The sequence below is a fragment of the Streptomyces sp. NPDC003016 genome (genome assembly GCF_053591455.1).
Genome location: NZ_JBSFTV010000024.1, coordinates 62,086 through 84,332, shown reverse-complemented (window position 1 = coordinate 84,332; position 22,247 = coordinate 62,086). Strand labels below are relative to the sequence as shown.

The following is a 22,247-nucleotide window of genomic DNA, read 5'->3' as shown; positions in this document are numbered from 1 at the left end:
TCGACGGCGATGCTCACCGCCTACGCGGCGACCCTGGCCTCGTACTCCGGCCGCTTCGAAGGCTCCGGTCGGGCCGCAGGCTCTGGACCCTCCCGCGACTCCGGGGCGGCCGAGGTCTTCGGGACGGCCGGGGAGGCCGCCGCCCGGCGTGAGCTGGTCGTCGGAATGCCGGTGAACGAGCGCGGCGGCGAGGAGTTCGCCGGGGCCATGGGACTGATGATCAACATGGTGCCGGTCCGGGTCGCGCTCCCGGACGGGGCCACGTTCGGCGAGACCGTCTCCGCCGTGCAGCGCGACGTCGCCGACGACATGCTGCACAGCCACCCCTTCTCCGCACTGGTCCGGGAACTCCCTTCGGACACGCCTCCCGGCCGCTCCCCGGTGTTCCAGACGGCGTTCGTCTTCCAGGACGTCCTCGACGGCATCTCCGGCCCCGGCCGGCCGTACGAACTCGTCGACGAGATCCACCAGGAGGGGGAGTACGAGCTCTCGCTGGAGGTCTGGGGCAGCGGCGACGCCTTCACCTTGTACTGGAAGTACCAGCCGGAGCTCTACAGCCGCCCCTTCGTCCAGCAGCTCGCGGAGCGTTTCGTACGCGTGCTGACGGCGGTGTGCGACGAGCCGGGAACGCCCCTGGCCGAGCTGTGCGAACGGTTCGCGGACACGGCCGGGACCGACGAGGCCTGCGTGCACGAACTCTTCGAGGAGGCGGCGCGCCGGACCCCCGACGCGGTCGCGGTCGCCAGTCAGGAGGAGGTGCTGACCTACGGGGCGCTGAGCCGCCGCAGCGACGCCCTCGCCGCGTATCTCGTGGAACGGGGTGTGCGGCGCAACGACCTGGTGGCCGTCCTGCTCGACCGGTCGGCCGAGACGGTCGTCGCGCTGCTCGGGATCCTCAAGGCGGGTGCGGCCTTCGTGCCCCTCGATCCGGAGCTGCCCGTCGCCCGGCTGACCGACATCGTCACCGACAGCGGCACCGCCTTGGTCGTCACCCAGGCGCGTCATGAGGACCGCGCCCGGAACCTGTTCGACGGCCGCCCGCGCGCCGGCGGTGCCGACGCGGTGCCGGCCTCTCTGCTGGTGCTCGACGAACAGCGGGAGCGGGAGCGGATAGCGGCCGCCGCCCCGGCCGACGGGCCGGTGCGGGCCGAGGTGGCCGGGGACGACCTCGCCTACGTCATCTACACCTCCGGGAGCACGGGCCGTCCCAAGGGAGTGATGATCGCCCACCGGGGCTTCGGCGATCTGCTGCGCTCGATGCGGCGGGAGCCCGGCATGAGCGCGGCGGACACCCTCTTCGCCGTCACCACCATCAGCTTCGACATGGCACAGGTCGAACTGTTCCTGCCGCTGGTCAGCGGTGCCCGCTGTTATGTCTGCGACAGCCCGACGATCAAGGACGTCGAGCGCCTCAAGGAGCGCGTCGCAACGGTGCGGCCCACCGTCATGCAGGCCACGCCCGCGACCTGGAGCATGCTCTTCCACTCCGGCTGGCGGAATCACGAGGGCGTACGGATCCTCTGCGGCGGCGAGGCACTGCCCAGGACGCTGAAGGAGCACTTCCGCAACACCGGCAGTGAGGCGTGGAACCTGTACGGGCCGACGGAGACCACCGTCTACGCCACGGGCGGACGCATTCGCTTCGACGCCCCGACCACCATCGGCAGGCCGGTCGCGGGCGCCCGGGTCCACATCCTCGACGAGCGGCTGCGGCCGGTGGCGGCCGGGGAGACCGGTGAACTGTGCGTCGCCGGTACCGGAGTGGCCCGGGGCTACGTGAACCGTCCCGACCTCACCGCGGAGAATTTCATCGACCACGACCTCGTGCCCGACGGCAGGCTCTACCGCACCGGGGACCTGGCCCGCTGGACCGAGGACGGCGAGATCGACTACCTCGGCCGGCTGGACTTCCAGGTGAAGATCCGTGGACACCGGATCGAACTGGGCGACATCGAATACCACCTGGGCAGACATCAGGACATCGCCCAGTGCGTGGTCGTGGCGCGCGGCGAGGACGGCGCCAAGCAGCTCGTCGCGTACTACGTCCCGCGCCGCGCGGGAGCAGCGGGCGACCCCTCGGGGGCGTTCAAGGAGCATCTGCGCGGACTGCTGCCGGCGTACATGGTTCCCGACTTCTTCGTGGCGATCGACGCCGTCCCGCTGACGGGCAGCGGCAAGGTGGACCGCAACGACCTGATGGCGCGGGAGGTGTCGCTGGCCCCGCCCGCGGCCCCGCCGGCGCCCGTGGCTCCCGCGACGCACGTCGTTTCCCGGGCAGCGGAGGCCGCCGGGACCGATGCCGGGGCCGACGCCGAGAAGGAGGTCCTCGCCCTCTGGCAGGACGTCCTCAAGGTACGGGACCTCGCCCCCACCGCCTCCTTCTTCGAGGTGGGCGGCAACTCCCTGTCGGCCGTCGTCCTCGCCGACCGGATCAGCCGGCGGCTCGGGGTGCCGTTCGCGGCCGCCGATCTGTTCAAGTACGCCACCGTGCGCAGCATCGCGGCGCATGTGCGGGCCGTCGCCCCCGGGCCGGCCGCGGCCCCCGCGCCGGATGCCGTACGTGTCCCGGAGCCGGAGCCGGAGCCGGAGCCGGAGCCCGTGTCCGAGCCCGTGTCCGAGCCGCAGGCCGGGACCGGTGGCGGGTCCGTGCCCGAGGACGCGGTGGCGATCGTCGGCATCGCCTGCCGCTTCCCGGGAGCCCGCGACCACTGGGAGTTCTGGGAGAACCTCAAGCGGGGCGACGAGGCCGTGCGCCGCTGGACGGAGGAGGAGCTGCGCGAGGCCGGTGTGCCCGAGCACGTGCTGCGCGACCCGGCCTACGTCCCCTTGCGCTCCTCCCTCGACGGCAAGGAGGACTTCGACGGAGAGTTCTTCCGGCTCTCCCCGAACCACGTGGAGCTGATGGACCCGCAGTTCCGTCAGCTCCTGCTGCACGCCTGGAAGGCCGTCGAGGACGCGGGCTACGACCACCGCGACATCCCCGACACCGCCGTCTACGTCTCCACCGGCAACCACTTCTACGGTGCGCCGGAGGACACCGCCGAGAATCCGGCCGCCGTGCTCGACGACCCCCGCCAGTACCTGTCCTGGGTCATGAGCCAGAGCGGCACGGTCGCCTCGATGATCTCGTACCAGCTCGGCTTCGGCGGACCGAGCATGTCCGTGCACTCCAACTGCTCCTCCTCGCTGACCGCGCTCTCCCTGGCGGCCCGCGCGGTGCTGACGGGGGAGTCGGGCTTCGCGCTCGTGGCGGCCGCCTCCGCGAACAGCGTCGACGGCCTCGGCTACATCCACCAGCCGGGTCTCAACCTGTCCAGCGACGGCCACGTCAGGGCGTTCGACGCCGATGCCGACGGCATGGTCGGCGGTGAGGGAGCCGTGGCCCTGCTGATCCGCCGCGCCGCCGACGCCGTCGCCGACGGCGACCACATCTACGGCCTGCTGCGTGGTGTCGCGACCAACAACGACGGCGGGGACGCCACCGGCTTCTACAGCCCCAGCGTCAACGGGCAGAGCCGGCTGATCCGGACGGTCCTGGAACGCACCGGCGTCGACCCCCGTTCCATCGGCTACGTCGAGGCGCACGGCACCGGTACGAAGCTGGGCGACCCCGTCGAGCTGGCGGCGCTGACCGAGGTGTACCGCGAGCACACGGACGACACCGGCTACTGCGGCATCGGCTCGGTGAAGTCGAACATCGGCCACCTCGACACGGCCGCCGGTCTCGCGGGCAGCGTGAAGGTCCTCCTCAGCCTCTACCACGGGCAGATCCCGCCGACCCTGCACTACAACCGGCCGAACCCGCAGCTGCGGCTGGACACCTCACCGTTCCGGGTCGTGGACCGGCTGCGTGTCTGGCCGGCCGGCGACACCCCGCGCCGCGCCGCGCAGAGCTCCATCGGGCTCGGCGGGTCCAACGCGCACGCCGTCTTCGAGGAGTACGTACGCGACGCCGGCCCGGCCACCACGGCGCGTCCGGCCGCCCGCACGACCACGAGTACGGACACGACCACGGACACGACCGGACGCATGCACAGCGGCGCAGACACGAACAGGAGGGCGACCGTGGACACCGGCGGCGACACCGTGCCCCAGCTGGTGCCGCTCTCGGCCCGCACACCCGACGACCTCGTGCGCGCGGCCGCCGAGCTGCTGCGGTACCTGCGCGGCTCCCGGGCCGTCTCGTCGCGCCTGGACGACCTGGCTCACACGCTCCAGGTGGGCCGGGTGCCGATGGCCTGCCGGGTGGCGTTCGTCGTGCGCGACCCGCGCCGGCTGGCGGCCGAGCTGGAGGCGTTCGTCCAGGACCCGGCCGGTGACGGATCGCCCCGGCGCTTCACGGGCCGGCGGCCGGGGAACGGGGCCCGGCCGGCCGGGCGGCAGGACGCGAGGGCCCGGGACGCGAAACTCGCGCGCCGACTGGCCGACGGCAGGCTCAAGAAGGTCGCCAAGGCGTGGGCGGACGGCGCCGACGTCGACTGGAGCCTCCTGCCCCGTCCGCGGGCGGCCCGGCGCATCAGTCTGCCGGGATACGCCTTCGGGCCCGTGGCCCACCCGTGGCCCGCACCGGCCCTGCGGACCCGGCGGGAGCTCCCCGGGACGCCGGCGCGGCGGGGGACCACGGCGGGCGGGGAGCCGCCCGCGCGGCTGCACCCGCTGCTGCACGAGAACGTGTCGGGACCGGACGGACAGCGCTACCGCTCCCGCTTCACCGGCGACGAGTACGTGCTGGCCGACCACGTCGTCGGCGGCCGGCGGCTGCTGCCCGCCGTGGCCGGCCTGGAGATGGCGTACACCGCCGTCCGGCGTGCCCTGACCGGCGCGGAGCGCGAGGGCGGGAGGACCGTCCTCAAGAACGTCACCTGGGTGCGCCCGGTGGTCGTCGGCGACGACGGCCGCGACATCGAGTTCACCCTCGCCCCGGAACGACACCGCACGCAGGAGGAGGCGGACGGTGCCACGGGCGCGGGACCGCTGCGCTTCGAGCTCCTGAGCGACGGCGGCCGTTCGCACGTCCAGGGCCGGGCGGTGACCGGCCCCGCCGTGGCCCCGCCGCACGTCGAACTGGACCGGCTGCGCTCGGGCCTTCGGCTGCGGTCGCTGTCCGGGGCGGAGTGCTACGCGCACATCGCACGCGCGGGCGTCGAGTACGGGCCGGGCTTCCGTCTCGTACGGACCCTGCACCGGGGAGAATCCGAGGGGCGCCGCGAGGTGCTCGCCGAGCTGTCGCTGCCCGGGGACATGGACGGCTCACTGGCCGACTACACCCTCCACCCGAGCTTCCTGGACGCGGCGATCCACGCCTCGCTCGGCCTGGACCCCGCGTTCGACACGGCCGCCGGCCCGGACACCACCACCGACGGGCACGGGGCGACTCCGGTCCCGTTCGCACTCGACCGGCTCGACGTCCACGCGCCCTTCGGCGCCACGATGTACGCATGGGTGCGCCCGGCAGCGGGACGGCGGGCCGCCGGAGCGGGCCGGGTGCTCGACATCGACCTCATCGACGAGCGGGGCCGCGTCTGCGCAACCCTGCGCGGACTCGCCTACCGGGAGCTCGAAGCGCCCGCGGACCGCCCCGCCCGCGCGTCGCGGCTGCGCACCCTGCTGCCCGTGTGGGAGCCGAGGCATCCCGGTGAGGCGTCCCCGCAGACCACGGACGGCGAGGTGCTCGTCTTCGACTCCGGCCGCCGGCTGAGTGCGGGACTTCGGGCCCTCCACCCCCGCCACCGGGCGATCGACCTCCCGCCGGGCGCCTCGATCCAGGAAACAGCCGACCGGATACGCGAAGCGTCCACGGATCCCGCGCACCCCGCACGCCCGGGGGCCGCCGGCCGCATCGCGCAGGTCGTCTGGGTCGCTCCGGCCGAGGACCCCGACGACATGATCGGGAGCCAGGAACGCGGCGTGATCGAACTCTTCCGGATCGTCAAGGCGCTGCTGGCGCTGGGCCAGGGCACCCGGGAGATGACCTGGACGGCGTACACCTTCGGCACCCAGCTCGTCCGCGAGCGGGACAGGGTCGCGGCGACACACGCAGGTGTCCACGGGCTGATGGGCAGCCTGGCCAAGGAACACACCCGTTGGACGATCGACCTCGTCGACCTGCCCCACGAGCTCTCCGGCGAACCGGTCGACGCCCTGCTCGGCGGCGAACGACGGCTGACCGGCGTGCGGCCCGGCACCACCCTGGCCCTGCGCGGCGGGCGTTGGTTCTCGCAGGAACTGCTCCCCGTCACCGGTCAGGAACCGGTTACCGGTCAGGAACCGGCCACCGGCCCGTACCGCCGGCACGGCGTCCATGTCGTCGTGGGCGGCGCGGGCGGTATCGGTGAGCTCTGGAGCCGCTCCATGGTCGAGCGGTACCAGGCGTCGATCGTGTGGATCGGCCGCCGGCCGCTGGACGAAGCGATCGAACGCAAGCTCGCCGGGCTCGCCGCGCGCGCCCGGGCCGTCGGCGCGCGGGCCCCCCGCTACATCTCGGCGGACGCGAGCGATCGCGGGAGCCTGCTGTCCGCGTACCGGCAGATCAAGGAAGACCATCCGCGCATCGACGGTGTGGTGCACTCCGCGATCGTGCTGGCCGACAGGACGCTGACGCACATGGACGAGGACGTCTTCCGTGCGGCGCTCACCTCGAAGGTCGACGTCGGCGTCAACATCGCCGACGTGTTCGGCGCCGAGCCGCTGGACTTCGTCCTCTTCTTCTCCTCGGTGGAAAGTTTCCTGCGGGCCGCCGGCCAGGCGAACTACGCGGCCGGATGCACCTTCAAGGACGCCTTGGCGCATGAGCTCCAGCAGCGCGGACTGCCCCTGGCCAAAGCGGTCAACTGGGGCTACTGGGGTGTGACCGGAGTGGTCAGCGACCCCTTCTACCAGGAGCGGATGGCGGCCGTCGGCGTCGACTCGCTCGACCCCGACGAGGCGCTGAACGCCCTGGAGTCGTTCCTCGGGAGCGAGCACAGCCAGGTCGTGCTGATGCGGACCTTCGGGGACGGGGCGCTGCGCGGACTCGCGCTCGACGAGCGGCAGGGCAGCCGTCCGGCCCTCCTGCCGTCCGTACGGGACGAGATCGTGGCGGCCCACCGTGCGCCGCGCGGCGAGGTGGAGCGGCTGCACGCGTTCCTGCCCCACCCGCGTATGTGCGAACTGGCGGCCCAGCTGCTCTTCGTCACGCTCCGGGACCTCGCTCCGCTGGGCCGGGACGGCCTGACCGGACAGCCCGAGGGTCTGGACGGTCTGGACCAGCGTGTCCTCGCCAAGTACGCCCGGTGGATGGAGGAGAGCGACCGGCTGCTCGCCCACGCCGGGCTCGTGGAGCTCGTGGGCGACCGCCGCCGCGCCGGGCCGGCCGCCCACGGCCTGGACCGGGCCGGACTGTGGCGTCAGTGGCACGCCGAGCGCGACGGATGGCAGCCCAACGAGAACCAGCGGGCGCAGGTCGACCTGGTCGAGTCGTGCCTGCTGGCTCTGGCCGACGTCCTCACCGGCACCCGGCAGGCCACCGAGATCCTCTTCCCGGGCTCCTCCATGTCACGGGTCGAGGGCATCTACCGGGGCGACCCGGTCGCCGACTACTTCAACGACCGGCTGAGCGTCCTGGTGGCCGACGCCGTACGGGCCTGGGACCGTGCCGGCTCGTCCAGGCGCCTGCGTGTCCTCGAGGTCGGAGCCGGCACCGGTGCGACGAGCGCGAAGGTGCTGGAGGCCCTCGAACCGTTCGGCGACCGCATCGCCGAGTACTGCTACACCGATCTGTCCAAGGCGTTCCTGTTCCGCGCCGAGGAGCGGCTGCGCCCCCGCTACCCGCACCTGACGACCCGGATCTTCGACGCGGGGCGCCCGCCCGGGCAGCAGGGCGTGGAGCCGGGCGGCTTCGACATCGTCGTGGCCACCAACGTGCTGCACGCCACCGCGGACATCTCCGGCACCCTGCGCAACGTCAAGGCGGCCCTGCGCACGGGCGGCCTGCTGTTCATCAACGAGATGAGCCGCAACACGATCCTGGCCCATCTGACGTTCGGGCTGCTGGACGGATGGTGGCTGTACCGGGACGCCGAACTGCGCATCCCGGGAAGCCCCGTGCTGGCGGCCGACCGCTGGCTGGAGGTCCTGGAGGACGAGGGCTTCCGTACCGGCGCCCAGCCGGACACCGCCGCCCATGCCCTCGGCCAGCAACTGATCGTCGCCGAGAGCGACGGCAGGTTCCGCATCCGGACGGGACCGGAAGAACCCGAAGGAGCCGAGGACCGGGCAGGGGCGGCTGCCGGTACGACGGCCGGTTCCGCCCGCGACTCCGGTTCCGGCCATGAATCCGGTGCCCTCGATGGCTCCGGTGGCTCCGGTGGCTCCGGTGGCTCCGGTGGCTCCGGTGGCGCCGAGGCATCCCTGCGCACCCACGTCACTGCCTATTTCGAACAGCTGATACGCGAGGCCCTGCGCCTTGCGGACACGGAGCTCGACCCGCACAAGGACCTGCACGATTACGGGCTGGACTCCATCCTGGTGTCCGGCATGAACAGCGCCGTCGCCAAGGACTTCGAGGACGTCGGCAGCACGCTCTTCTTCGAGCTGCGCACGCTGGACGAACTCGTCGAGCACTTCCTCGCGGACCGGCGCCCGGAGCTGCTGCGCCTGTTCCCGCAGGCGCCGCAGCCGCAGCCGCGGACCAGTGCTGTCGCCCGGGGTGTCACCGACGGTGGTGGTGCTTCCCTCACCGCCCGCGCCACGGCGTACCTCACCGGGCTCGTCGCCCGGACGCTGAGGCTGGCACCCGAGGAGCTCGCCGAGGACGCCAACCTCTTCGACCTCGGGCTCGACTCGATCCTCGTCATCCAGCTCAACAACATGCTGTCCCGTGACTTCGACGAGCTGAGCAGCACGCTGTTCTTCGACTGCCCGACGATCGGGGAGGTGGCCGGGTACTTCACGGCGTCGCATCCCGAGCGGCTCGCCGGGGTACTGGCCGGCGGCACGACGGAGGCGGCCGCCCAGACCGTCCCGGTCGCGTCGACCACCCCGGCCGCCCCGGCTGCCCCGCCCGTTCAGGAGTTCCGGCCCGCCCCGGCGGACGACGGGTTCCGGCGGACCCCCGAACCGGCGCGGACCCCCGAACCGGCGCGGACCCCCGCCCCGGCCCGTACCGGGGACATCGCCGTCGTCGGTCTCGGCGGGCGCTACCCGGGAGCCGACAGCCCCGAGGAGCTGTGGCAGAACCTGACCCGCGGCGAGAGCGCCACCGCCCCCTACCCGACGGACCGATGGTGGTGCCGCTGGGAGGGCGAGGAGCGTCCCCGGGGCGGTTTCCTGGCGAACGTCTCCTCCTTCGACGCCGAGTACTTCGGTATCCCCGCGCGGGAAGCGGCGGCGATGGACCCCCAGGAGCGGCTCTTCGTCGAGACGGTGCACAGCGCCGTGCAGGACGCCGGCTACACCGCCGGGGCACTGGCCGAGTGCGGCCGCGTCGGTGTGTTCGCGGGCGTCATGAACTCCACGTACAACGGGCGAACCGCCTACTCGTCGATCGCCAACCGCACCTCGTACCTCTTCGATTTCCAGGGGCCGAGCATCGCCGTCGACACGGCGTGCTCCGCCTCGCTGACGGCCGTCCACCTGGCCGTCGAAAGCCTCCACAGCGGTGACAGCGACTGCGCGATCGCGGGCGGGGTCAATCTGCTGCTCAACCCGGACCACTTCGAGGTGCTGGAGGAGCACGGGCTGCTGTCGTCCGGCGACCGGTGCCGTCCGTTCTCCGAACGTGCCGACGGGTTCCTCGCGGCCGAGGGCGTCGGAGCCGTGGTGCTGCGGCCGCTGGCGGACGCGGTCGCGGCCGGGGACCACGTCTACGGTGTCATCAAGGGCAGCGCCGTCAACTCCGGCGGCCGTACCAGCCGCTACAGCATGCCCAGCCTGACGGCCCAGCGTGATGTGGTCGTACGGGCCATGGAGAAGGCCGGTGTCACGCCCGACACGGTCAGCTATGTCGAGGCCCACGGCACGGCGACCCTCCTCGGCGACTCCATGGAGGTCTCGGCGCTGAGCCGGGCCTTCGGCACGGGGCGCCAGGGGCAGTACTGCGCGATCGGCTCGCTCAAGTCCAACCTGGGCCACTGCGAGAGCGCGTCCGGCATCGCCGGGCTCACCAAGGTCCTGATGCAGCTGCGGCACGGGCGGCTCGCGCCCTCCATCAACGCCGAGGACCTGAACACCGGCATCGTCTTCAAGCGGTCGCCGTTCTTCGTCCAGCGTGAGCTCGCTCCCTGGACGCCGTCCGACGCGCAGGGGCGGCCTCTGCCGAGGCGCGCCGGCATCTCCTGCTTCGGCGCCGGTGGCTCGAACGCACATTTGATCATCGAGGAATACATGGAAGACGACGTCGCGGCCCGTGCGTTCGGACGGCCGGCCCACGAGACCTGCCTGGTGCCGCTCTCGGCGCGCACCCCGCAGGAGCTGCGGGCCGCGGCCGGACGACTGTCCCGCTTCCTGGAGGAGGCGGACCGCGGCGGGCGGCCGGTGCCGCTGCGCGACCTCGCCCACACCCTTCAGACCGGCCGCGACGAGCTGCCCGTCCGGCTCGCTCTCGTCGTACGCTCCACCACGGAGCTCGCCGACCGGCTGGCGGCGTTCCTCACCACTGGTGGCGCGGGTGAGGGGGAGTACGCCGAACTCACCGGTGCGCCGTCGCGGCGCGTGGGTGAGGCGCTGGACCCCGGCATGGCGGCGGCCGTCGCCGCGGGGGACCTCCGGACGTCGGCGCGGCTGTGGCTGACCGGTGCGACCGTGCCCTGGCGTGAGCTCCACGGCGCCCGTCCACCCCGCCGTGTCAGCCTGCCGACGTACCCCTTCGGACGGAAGGAGTACTGGTACGAGGACGAGAAGCCGTCCCCCGCGGAGCACGGGCCCCGGCGGGAGGACCGGCCGGAGCACGAACACCGGCCTCAGCCGGAGCGGAAACCGGAGCAGAAGCCGGCGCCGGAGCGCGCGCAGGAGCCGCTCCGGGAGGCGGAGCGGCCGCACACCGCGCCGGCTGCCGCCCCGGGTGCCCGCGAATGGCTCCGCCGGGCGATCGGCGGGCAACTGGACACCCGGCCCCACGACGTGCGGACCGACCAGGACTTCCCCGCGCTGGGACTGTCCTCGATGGCCCTCGTCCACATCGCCCGCCGGATCCAGCGGGAACTCGACCCGGCGTTCGAGTCCGCGTCACTCTTCGAGTACACGACCGTGGACCAGCTGGCGGCCCACCTGGGCGACGTCCCCCGTGCGCACGCCCCCGAGCCCGCCGGGACGCCCGCGTCGCACCCTCTTCCCGAGGAACACCCCCTCTCCGCGGACCAGCAGGGCCTGTGGGCCCTCCAGAAGGCGGCGCCCGGGGCGAGCGCGTACAACGTGCCGCTCTGCTTCCGGGCCACCGGGCTGGACACCCGCGCTCTGCGCCGCGCCTTCGAGCGCACGGTCGTCCGCCACCCCGTCCTGGGGGGCGTGGTGCGCGAGGAGCACGGCCGACTGGTGCTGGCACGACCCGACGCGCCCCGTCCCGCCTTCACGGAGCGGGAACTGCCCGCTCTCGACCACGACGAGACGGTCGCGCTGCTGCGCCGGCATGCCAAGGAACCGTTCGACCTGGACAACGGGCCGCTCTGCACGCTCACCGTGTTCCGCACCCCGGGCGACGAGTCCTGGGTACTCCTGAACGCCCACCACCTCGTCCTCGACGGCGCCTCCGCCGTCGTCCTCGTGAAGGACCTCCTGGCCTGCTACCGGGCCGCCGCCGATGGTCTGCCGATGCCCGGCGACCCCCGGGCGCGCGCGGGATACGCGGAGTTCGTCGCCGAGGAGACGGCCCTGCTGCGGGACGGGGAAGGGGCGGCCCGGCTCGCGTACTGGCAGGAGCAGCTGGCCGGCCCGCTGCCCGCACCCGCGTTCCCCGCCGACCGGCCGCGCGCCACGCCCGGGCGCGGCGCGCACGGCGCCACCGTGACGCATCGCCTCACGGCGGAGCTGAGCGGGCGGATCACGCGGTTCGCCCGCACCCACGGCGTCTACCCCTCGGCGGCGTTCCTGGCGGCGTACAAGGTCCTGCTGCGCCAGTACACCCAGCAGGACGACATCGTGGTCGGCATGCCGGTCAGCAACCGCGCCGGCGCGCGCTTCGACGACACCGTGGGCCACTTCGTCACCATGGTGCCCCTCAGGAGCCGGATGTCCGGCCGGCAGCCCTTCGCCGACCTGTGCAAGGACGTCCAGAAGACGCTCTTCAACGGCATCGCCCGCAGCTACCCGTTCGGGCCGCTCGTCCGCGAGCTCGGCCTCGGCGCCACGGACGGCTCCGCGCCGGTCTTCAGCCACGCCTTCATGTACCAGGACTGGCACGAGGACGTCACCGCGGACACCCGCTCCTTCACCCACGTCGAGGGCATCCACCAGGAGGGCGAGTACGAACTCGTCCTGGAGGTCGTCGAGCCGCACGGAGCGCAGGACGGGTACGCCGTCAACTGGAAGTACGACCCGGCGCTGTTCGACCGGGGGACGGCCGACCGGCTGCTGCGCCAGTACGCGCACCTGCTGGAGACCGTCCCGGCCGCGGCGCCCGCACAACTTGTCGACGACTGCTCGCTGGTGTCGCCGGAGGAACTGCACACCCTCACCGTGGAGTGGAACGACACCGCGGTGAGCCACCCGGAGCGGTGGGCGCACGAACTGTTCGCCGAGCGCGCCGCCCGCACCCCGGACGCGATCGCCCTCACCGACGGGGCCGAGACCCTCACCTACGCGGAGCTGGACGAGCGTTCGTGCCGGCTCGCCGCCCGGCTGCGCGGGCTCGGCGTCGGCCCCGGCAGCCTGGTCGCCGTCTACCTGGAGCGGTCGCCCGAACTGGTCGTGGCGCTGCTGGCCACGATGCGGGCCGGCGGCGCGTACATCCCGCTCGACCCGACGTACCCCGGGGACCGGATCGCGTACATCCTCGACGACGCCGCGCCGCAGGTGGTCCTGAGCGTCTCGGCGCTGGACGGGCAGCTGCGGGACCTCGACCCGGGCGCCGGGGCCACCGGCCGCCGTGTGGTCCTGATCGACGGTACGGACCCCGAGCCCGGCCGGGCGCACCACGACGGGACGGCCTTCCGGGAGACCGGCGCGGACACGGACAGCCGGGTGACCGGTTCCGACCCGGCGTACGTCATCTACACCTCGGGCAGCACCGGCGACCCCAAGGGCGTGGTGGTGCCCCACAGCGCACTCACCAACTTCCTGTGCGCGATGGCCGAGCGGCCGGGGATGCGTGCGGACGACCGGATTCTGGCGGTGACGACGCACAGCTTCGACATCGCAGCCCTGGAGTTGTACCTGCCGCTGGTCACCGGCGCGCAGTGCCATCTCGGCGACGCCGCCACCGCCCGCGACGCGGGGCGGCTCATGGAGCTGATCGCCCGGGTACGGCCGACCGTGATGCAGGCGACGCCCGCGACCTGGACGATGCTGCTCCACTCGGGCTGGACCAACGACGAACGCGTCCGTGTCCTGTGCGGCGGTGAGGCGCTGTCCGAGACGCTGAAGGAACGCCTGGTCGCGCTCGACTGCGAGGTCTGGAACCTGTTCGGGCCCACCGAGACGACGGTGTGGTCCACGGTGGCGCGGATCGAGGCGGACAAGCGCGTCACGATCGGCCGCCCCATCGACAACACCTGGATCCACATCGTGGACGGGCAGGGCCGCATCGCCCCCGTCGGCGTGGCCGGCGAACTGTGCATCGCGGGCGACGGACTCGCCCTCGGCTACCTCAACAAGCCCGGACTGACCGCGGAGCGGTTCCCCGACAACCCCTTCCCGCCCGGCGGCAGGATGTACCGGACCGGGGACCTGGCGCGCCGGCTCAGCGACGGCACCATCGAGTGCCTGGGCCGTATCGACTCCCAGGTGAAGGTCCGGGGCTTCCGCGTCGAACCCGGCGAGATCGAGCACGTCCTGAGCCGGCACCCGGCCGTGCGCGAGTGCGCCGTCGTCGCCAGGGCCGGCACGGCGGACGGCGGCACCCAGCTGGTCGCGTACTGGACCCGGACCCCGGGCGTCGCACCCGTCACCTCCCGGGAACTGCTCCGGCACCTGGGCCGCAGCGTGCCGGACCACATGGTTCCGGCCTTCGTCCTGCCGATCGACAGGCTTCCGCAGACCCCGAACGGCAAGGTCGACCGCCTGACGCTGGCGCGACGGCCCCTGACGCTGCCCGAGGAGCCGGCCGGCGCCGTCGCCGTGGTGGCCCCGGAGGAGGACGACGTACTGACCCTGTGGCGTGAGGTGCTGGGCGTCGGCAACCTCCGGCCCACGGACGCCTTCCTGGAAGCGGGCGGCAACTCCGTGCTGGCGGTGCTGCTCGCCGATCGCGTCGCCAAGCGGTTCGACGTGTCCTTCACGGCGGCCGATGTCTTCCGCTGCGCGCACGCGCGGGGGACGGGCGCCCATCTGCGCACCCTTCTGAACGCGGCACCGGCCCCGGTCGCCGAGGTCCCCGCCCCGGCCCCGGCCCCCGCCCCGGCCGCGGACACCGGCCCCGGCCACGGCACCGACGGGAGGAAGACCGGCATCACCGCGGGCGACACCGCCGCCCACGCCGGACCGCCCGCGTACCTCGCGGACAGCGTCGCCATCATCGGTATGTCCGTCGGACTGCCCGGAGCCGACGACCACCACCAGTTCTGGCGCAACCTCCTCGCGGGCGAGGAGAGCGTGGAGCTCTGCCCGGCGGACGAGCTGCGCCGCCTCGGCATCGACGAACGGCTGATCCAGGATCCCGCCCACGTGCCCGTGCGCGCCAGCATGCGCGGCAAGGGCCTCTTCGACGCGGGCTTCTTCCAGGTCTCGGCGCGCGACGCCGAACTGATGGACCCTCAGCTGCGCCGGCTGCTCCAGCACTCGTGGAAGGCGATCGAGGACGCCGGCCACCTGCCGGACGACGTCGCGGACGCGGCGGTCTACATGTCCACCAGCAACGCCCTTTACCAGGCCCCCGTCGCGGGCCGTGACACCCGGCGCGACTCGGAGGCCCTGGTCGGATTCCTCCAGGCCCAGCCCGGCACCATCCCGACGACCATCTCGCACAAGCTCGGACTGCGCGGTCCCAGTCTGTACGTCCACAGCAACTGCTCGTCCTCACTGGCCGGGCTGGCGCTCGCCTGCCAGGGCATCCTCTCCGGGCAGACCACGCACGCCCTGGCCGGCGGCTGCGGCATGTACGGCGAGAACACCGTCGGCTACCTGTACGAGGAGGGCATGACGCTCTCCTCCGACGGGCACTGCAAGCCCTTCTCGGCAGACGCGACCGGCATGATCGGTGGCGAGGGGGCCGTGGTGGTCCTCCTCAAGGACGCCGTGTCCGCCGTCCGCGACGGCGACCACATCTACGCGCTGGTGCGCGGCGTGGGAATGAACAACGACGGAGCCCGGAAGGCCGGTTACTACGCGCCCAGCGTCGCGGGCCAGTCCGAGCTGGTCGCCTCGGTCCTCGACCGGACCGGCGTCCACCCCGAGTCGGTCAGGTACCTGGAGGCCCACGGCACCGGCACGGTGATCGGCGACCCGATCGAGGTCATGGCGGTGACCGAGGCGTACCGGCGGTACACCGACGCGACCGGCTTCTGCGGCATCGGCTCCGTGAAGTCCAACCTCGGCCACCTGGACGCCGCCGCGGGTCTCGCGGGACTCGTCAAGACGGCCCTCGTCGTGGGCCGCCGTACGGTGCCGCCGACCATCAACCACGACGCGCCCAACCCGCAGATCGACTTCGAGCACTCGCCCTTCCACGTGGTGGACCGCCTCACACCCCTGGTGCCCGGCGCCGCACCACTGCGGGCCGCGGTGAGCTCCTTCGGCATCGGCGGCACCAATGTGCACGCCATCCTGGAGGAGGCCCCGCCCCGGGCAGACCGGGACGCGGTACCCGCCGGACCCCACCTCGTACCCCTGTCGGCCGGGACCACCGAGAACCTGCGCCGGTACGCACGCGACCTCGCGCACCGACTGGCCGAGGAGGAGACCGCCCGGCCGACGGCTCCCCGCCTCGCGGACATCGCCTTCACCTTCCAGGTCGGGCGGACCGCCCTGGCGAAGCGGGCGGCCTTCGTCGTCCACACCGTGTCCGAACTCATCGGCGCGCTGCGGGACTTCGCCGACCGTACGGACCCGCCCGTGAGCGAGGGCGCCGGTGCGGCGCCGTCGTCCCTGCTCGACGACGAGGACCGGCGGGGTCTCGTCCGCCAGTGGCTGGCCGAGCGCAGGCTCGACAAGGTGGCGCGGCTGTGGGAAGCGGGCGGTCCGGTCGACTGGGACCTGCTGTACGGCAACGGCCGGCGGCCGCACCGGGTCAGCATGCCGACGTACCCCTTCAGCGAGGAGTACTACTGGCTGTCCGGGGAGCCGGACGAGCCCGAGGCCCCGCACGCCTCCCGGGCACACGCCACCGGCCGGGAACGCGTCACGCCGCCGGCCGACGACGTGTCGCAGCCCCGCTTCTTCGAGGAGCGCTGGACACCCTGCGATCCCGGGAGGGAAGGGGCCGGCCGGGACGGAAGGGGCCGAGCCGCGTCCACCGGGCAGAACGTCGTGGTCTTCCTCACGGACCGCGCGGCACAGGAGTCCTACCGGCGCGCCGCCCGGGAACACGCGCCGGGCGCCCGGCTGGTCTTCGTCGAGCAGGCGAGCGGCCCGGCCGCCTCCGCCTCCGTCTCCGCCCACGCGGTGCACCGGAGCGACGAGCGGAGCTGGCGACGCGTGCTCGCCACCGTCGCCGAGGCACACGGTCCGATCGACGCCATCCACTACCTGTGGCCCACCGAGCAGGACGCCGGCGCTGCCGTCCTGCGCGAGCTGACCGACGTCGGTGTACTGGTGCGCGCCCTGGCCGCCACGTCCCTGGACGTCCCCGACGTCCTCGTGGCCGGGCACTTCCGCGATGCCGTGGAACAGGCCGCCCTGGACTCGCTGATCGGCTACGAGCGTTCGCTGCCCGGGGTGCTCCCCGGCACGGCCCTGCGCGTCGTCCTGCACGACGGCGTCGCGGACGCCGCGCGCTGGGCCGGCCTGCTCCTCACCGAACAGCACCAGGAGTCCAAGGCCGGCGCCCTCTACCGGGCGGGCCGACGCCATGTCTGCCGGGTCGAGAGCGTCGACCTCCCCGCGCCGCACGGTCCTTCGGCCCTGCGGGAGGGCGGCACGTATCTCGTCACCGGAGCCTTCGGCGGACTGGGCCGCCGTCTCGCGGAGCACCTCGCGGGGGCGTACCGGGCCAACCTGGTGCTGCTGGGCCGCTCACCGCTGCGGCCGGCCGACGAGGTGTGGGCGGAGGACCTTCGTCGTAACGGCGGAGAGATCGTCTGCCGCCGCGCCGATGTCACCGACGAGGAGACGCTCGTCCGGCTCCTGGAGGGTCTGCCGTCCTCCGTACGCGCGATCGACGGTGTCATCCACGCCGCCGGTACGGCGCAGGCGCTGCCGCTGACCGAGAAGACCCGCGACGCGATCGAGGACGTCCTCGGCGCCAAAGTGCTCGGGACGCTGGCGCTGGAGCGGGCGCTCGACCGGGTGCCGGGCCCGCGCCCGGCGCGGTTCGTCTGCCACTTCTCGTCGAGCTCCGCCACGCTGGGCGACTTCGGCAGCTGCGACTACGCGGTGGCCAACCGCTTCCAGGCGGCGTACGCGCGTGCCCTGGACGGGCGCCGGTCCCCGCACCGGACCCTGGCGGTCCAGTGGCCCCTCTGGGAGGAGGGCGGACTGGGCGCGGCCGCCCAGCGGCGGCCGGACGGACGGTCCGGCCGCGACTTCGTCACGGCCTACCTCGACTCCAGCGGCCAGCAGCCGCTCGCCACCGATACCGGCCTCGCGCTCTTCGAGCGCCTCCTCACGGCCGCTCCCGCCGCCCCCCTCGTCCTGCACGCCTCCGCCGCGCGGGCACGGTCGCTGGTCGACCGCGCCGTCGCCGGCACGGTGCCCCGGCCGTCCGGGACCCAGGAGACCCCGGCCGACCGCGACGGGCTCCGCGCGGGACTCGCGGCAGCGGTCCGCGAGAGCGTGGCGCACGTCCTGAAGACACCCGTGGAGAAGCTCGACGACGGTGGCAACTTCGTCGACCTCGGCCTGGACTCGATCCGGCTGACACAGCTGGCCCACCGGCTGTCGGAACGCCTCGGCACACGTCTCCTGCCCACCGTCCTGTACGACCACCCCACCATCGGCCGCCTCACCGGGCACCTGGCCGGGCAGCCCGTGGTGGTGCCGCTTGCGGGCCCTGACGAGACGTCCGGAGAGAACGAGGCGACCGGCGGCCGACGCGAGGCGTCCGGCCGGGGCGGGACGCCGGACCGGTACGACACGTCCGGCGGGGACGCTCGCGAAGTGTTCCCCGGGAACGGCCGGACCAGGACCGACGAGCCGCGGGAGTCGCTCCCGGGCGAGGCGCCGGTCGCCGTCATCGGCATGAGCGGCATCTTCCCGGGCTGCCGTTCCGTCGACGACTTCTGGAACGCGCTGACCGACGGCAAGGACCTCGTCACCGAGGTCCCGCCGGTGCGCTTCGGCGCCGCCGCGGCGCACCAGGAGGAGGAAGCGGCGGAGCGCTACCCGTGGATGGGCGGCATCGACTGGGCGGACGAGTTCGACGCGGCCTTCTTCGAGATCGCGCCCAAGGAGGCCCGCACGATCGACCCGCGCCAGCGGCATCTGCTCCAGGAGAGCTGGAAGGCACTGGAGGACGCCGCCCTCGGCGCCGAGGAACTGAAGGACAGCCGCGTCGGCGTGTTCGTCGGCGTGGAGCAGGGCGACTACCAGCTGCTGGTCGGGGACGGCGGCAGCCTCACCTCCAACCATGACGGCGTGCTGGCCGCCCGGCTGTCGTACTTCCTCGACCTCAAGGGCCCCGTCCTGGCCATCAACACGTCCTGTTCGTCCGGCCTGGTCGCCCTGGACCAGGCGTGCGCGAGCCTGCGCCGGGGCGAGTGCGACATCGCCGTCGTCGCCGCGGCCAACTTCGTCCTCACCCCGCAGTCGCTCGCGGCGATGAACCGGGCGGGCATGCTGTCGGCCGAGGGCCGCTGCGCCACCTTCGACCGGCGCGCGGACGGGATGGTGCCCGGCGAGGCGGTGACGGCGCTGGTGCTCCGCCCGCTCGACCGGGCCGAGGCCGAGGGCGACCCCGTCCACAGCGTGATCACTGCCAGCGGCATCAACTACGACGGCAGGACCAACGGCATCACCGCCCCCGCCGGAGAGGCACAGCGCGAGCTGCTGGAGACCGTCTACCGCCGGGGCGGGGTCGATCCCGAGGACCTGGGTTACATCGTCACCCACGGAACGGGGACCAGGCTGGGCGACCCCGTCGAGGTCAACGCCCTGCGCGAGGCGTTTCGCCCGCATACCGAGAAGCAGGGCTTCTGCGCCCTCACCTCGACCAAGACCAACGTCGGCCACACCTTCGCCGCCTCCGGCCTGGTCGGCCTGGTCTGCCTGTCGGAGGCCCTGCGTCACGGCACCATCCCGGCGAGCCTCCACTGCGAGCAGGACAACGAGTACATCGACTGGAGCGAGAGCCCCTTCTACGTCAACAAGTCGACCAAGGAGTGGACACCGCCGCCGGGCAAGCCCCGCACGGGCGCGGTCAGCGCCTTCGGCATGAGCGGCACCAACGCCCATGTGGTCGTACGCGAGTACACCGGCGGGCCGTCACCGGCCGCCCCGGCGCAGCCGTACTACCTGCTGCCGCTCTCGGCGAAGACCGAAACGGCCCTGGAGCAGGTCGTCCACCGGCTGGTCGACCGGATCGCGACCGGCGCACTGAGCGACGCCGACCTGCCGCGACTCAGCGCCACGCTGCTCACCGGACGGCATCACTTCCGCCACCGCTGCGCCGTCGTCGTGAGCTCCCTCGACGAGGCCGTCGCGCTCTGGACGGCCAAGAGCCACGCGCGGTCCGACCGCCCGGCGCGCGCCGGTGCGTGGTTCGGGGGCACGGTGCCCCGGGACTTCACCGCCCGTGCGGCGGGCGCCGAGCACATCCGGACCCGGCTGGAAGACTCCCTGGACACCCGGCTCGACCCCGCCCACCGCCGTGAGGCACTCGTGGACCTGGCCCAGCACTACGTCGCGGGCCACACCATCCCGGGCCCGGGCGCCCGGCCGGGCGAAAGCCGTCCCACGAGGCTGCGCCTGCCCGCGTACCCGTTCGCCAGGAACCGCTACTGGGTGGGCGGCGAACGGCCCGGCCCGGCCACGGCGGTCTCCCCGCCACCGCCGACGCCGGCCTCGACGCCGACGCCGGCCTCGACGGTCACGGTCGCGCCCAGGGCCGCGGTTCCCGCTACGGCCGGTGCGCCGCGTCCCGCAGACGAGACGCGGACGGCATCATCCAAGCCCGTCGTACTGGCCGATCCGGCGGAGATACCGCACCGCCTCGACGTCCGTCCGGGTGACCGTGGCGCGGGCCGGGGCAGCCGGGAACGTCGTCCCGAACGCAAGGCGGTCTCCCTGACGCCGCTCCCGTCGCAGGAACCGACGGCACCCGAGGCCGCCGCCCCGTCCAGGGCGCCGATCACGGTGACGAGGGAGCACGACGTCCTGGAGGACCTCAAGTCCGCCGCCGCCATCGATTTCGGCGGCATGGTCGCCACCCTCAACCGCACGGGCGTCATGGTCGAGCACCTGATCCCCTACTCCACCGACTTCGCCGACTACGCCGGCGAGCGCGGCGGGGAGGTGCTGGACATGGGCTGCGCCTACGGTGTCGCCAGCATCGCCGCGCTGGAGCGCGGGGCCCGGGTCGTCGCACTGGACATGGAGCAGAAGCACCTGGACATCCTCGGACAGCGCGTCAACGACGAGAGCAGGCAGCGCCTGACCCTGCGACGGGGCACACTGCCCGACGTCGACTTCGAGGACGAGCGCTTCACCGCCGTGCACGCCAGCCGTGTCATGCACTTCCTCGACCCCGACGGGGTGCGGCTCATACTGCGCAAGATGTTCCGCTGGCTGACCCCGGGCGGAAAGGTGTTCCTGAGCACCGACTCGCCCTACTTCGGGTACTGGGCCTCCAAGGCCGCCGACTACGAGGAGCGCAAGCGGGCGGGTGACCCGTGGCCCGGGTACATCGACGACGTTGCCGCGCACTTCGACCCGGCCCATGTCGTCGGCGGGCCGAGCCTGATCAACGCCATCGACCCCGATGTCTTCCGCAGGGAGTGCGAGGCGGCCGGGTTCGTCGTGGAGCGCGCCGGGTTCTTCGGCGCCGTGGGAGTGGACCGGGAGTCGTACGGCGCTCCCGGCCCCGACATGGAGCACGTGGGCATCATCGCGCGCAAGCCGATGGACGCGTCCGCGCCCCACACCACCGCGACCCTGCCGGCGGCCGCGACCCTCCCCGCGACCGCGCCTCTGCCCGCGACCGGGAGCGCGGGTGCGGCCGAGGCGCGGTCGGCCGACGGAACCCGGATCCACTACCGGGTCCGGGGCAGCGGCCCCACCGCACTGGTCTTCATTCACGGTCTGGGCTGTGACGCGTCGTACTGGGACCGTCAGATCCCCTTCTTCGAGGGGCGGTTCACCGTGATCGCCCTGGACCTCGCCGGGCACGGCCGGTCGGGCAAGGACCGGCGGAAGTGGACCATCGAGGCGTTCGCCCGGGATGTGGCGGCCGTCGTCGAGCACGCCGGGGTGAGGGACGTGGTCCTGATCGGTCACTCGCTGGGCGGGCCGGTGATGCTGGCCGCCGCGCCGCTGCTCGGGGGTTCGGTCCAGGGCATGATCGGCGTGGACACGCTCCACAACCTCGACCCCAAGCGACTGGACGCCGCTCAACTCGACCGCTTCGTCCAGTCGTTCTCGGACCAGCCGGTGAAGGCCGGGGAGCTGTTCCTCGACACAGCGCGACAGGATCTGGTCGAGCTGGTCGAGCGCACGCGCGAGCAGGTGGGCGGGGCGATCGTCTCGGCCGCGTTCCGCGAGATGCTGACGTACCTGCAGGACGTGCCGAAGCACTTCGACGTCCCGCTGGTCCTGGTCAACTCGACCTCCTGGATGCCGACGAACCTCGCCGCCGCACACAGGTGCGGAGTGGAGGTGGATCTGGTCGAGGGGGTGGGGCACTTCGTGATGCTTGAGGCGCCCGACACCTTCAATGCCTCGCTGGGACGGCACATCGACCGCATAGTCCCACGGACCGGGTCGGACGACGGCGGACGCGGGGCGTCCGCAGAGGGCGCTGATGGATGATG

The 22,247-nt window shown here is 73.0% G+C and carries 1 protein-coding gene (running past one end of the window); it reads left to right on the top strand.

Annotation, left to right across the window (positions count from 1 at the left end; translation table 11 throughout):
• On the top strand, nt 1-22,245 hold the 3' portion of the coding sequence (locus tag ACWDZ4_RS21470) for an amino acid adenylation domain-containing protein (RefSeq protein WP_451510008.1). The gene continues 900 nt to the left of window position 1, outside the view; the window shows 22,245 of its 23,145 coding nt (coding positions 901-23,145); its start codon lies off the left edge, out of view; it ends in the stop codon at nt 22,243-22,245.
• Nucleotides 22,246-22,247 lie beyond the last annotated feature (2 nt).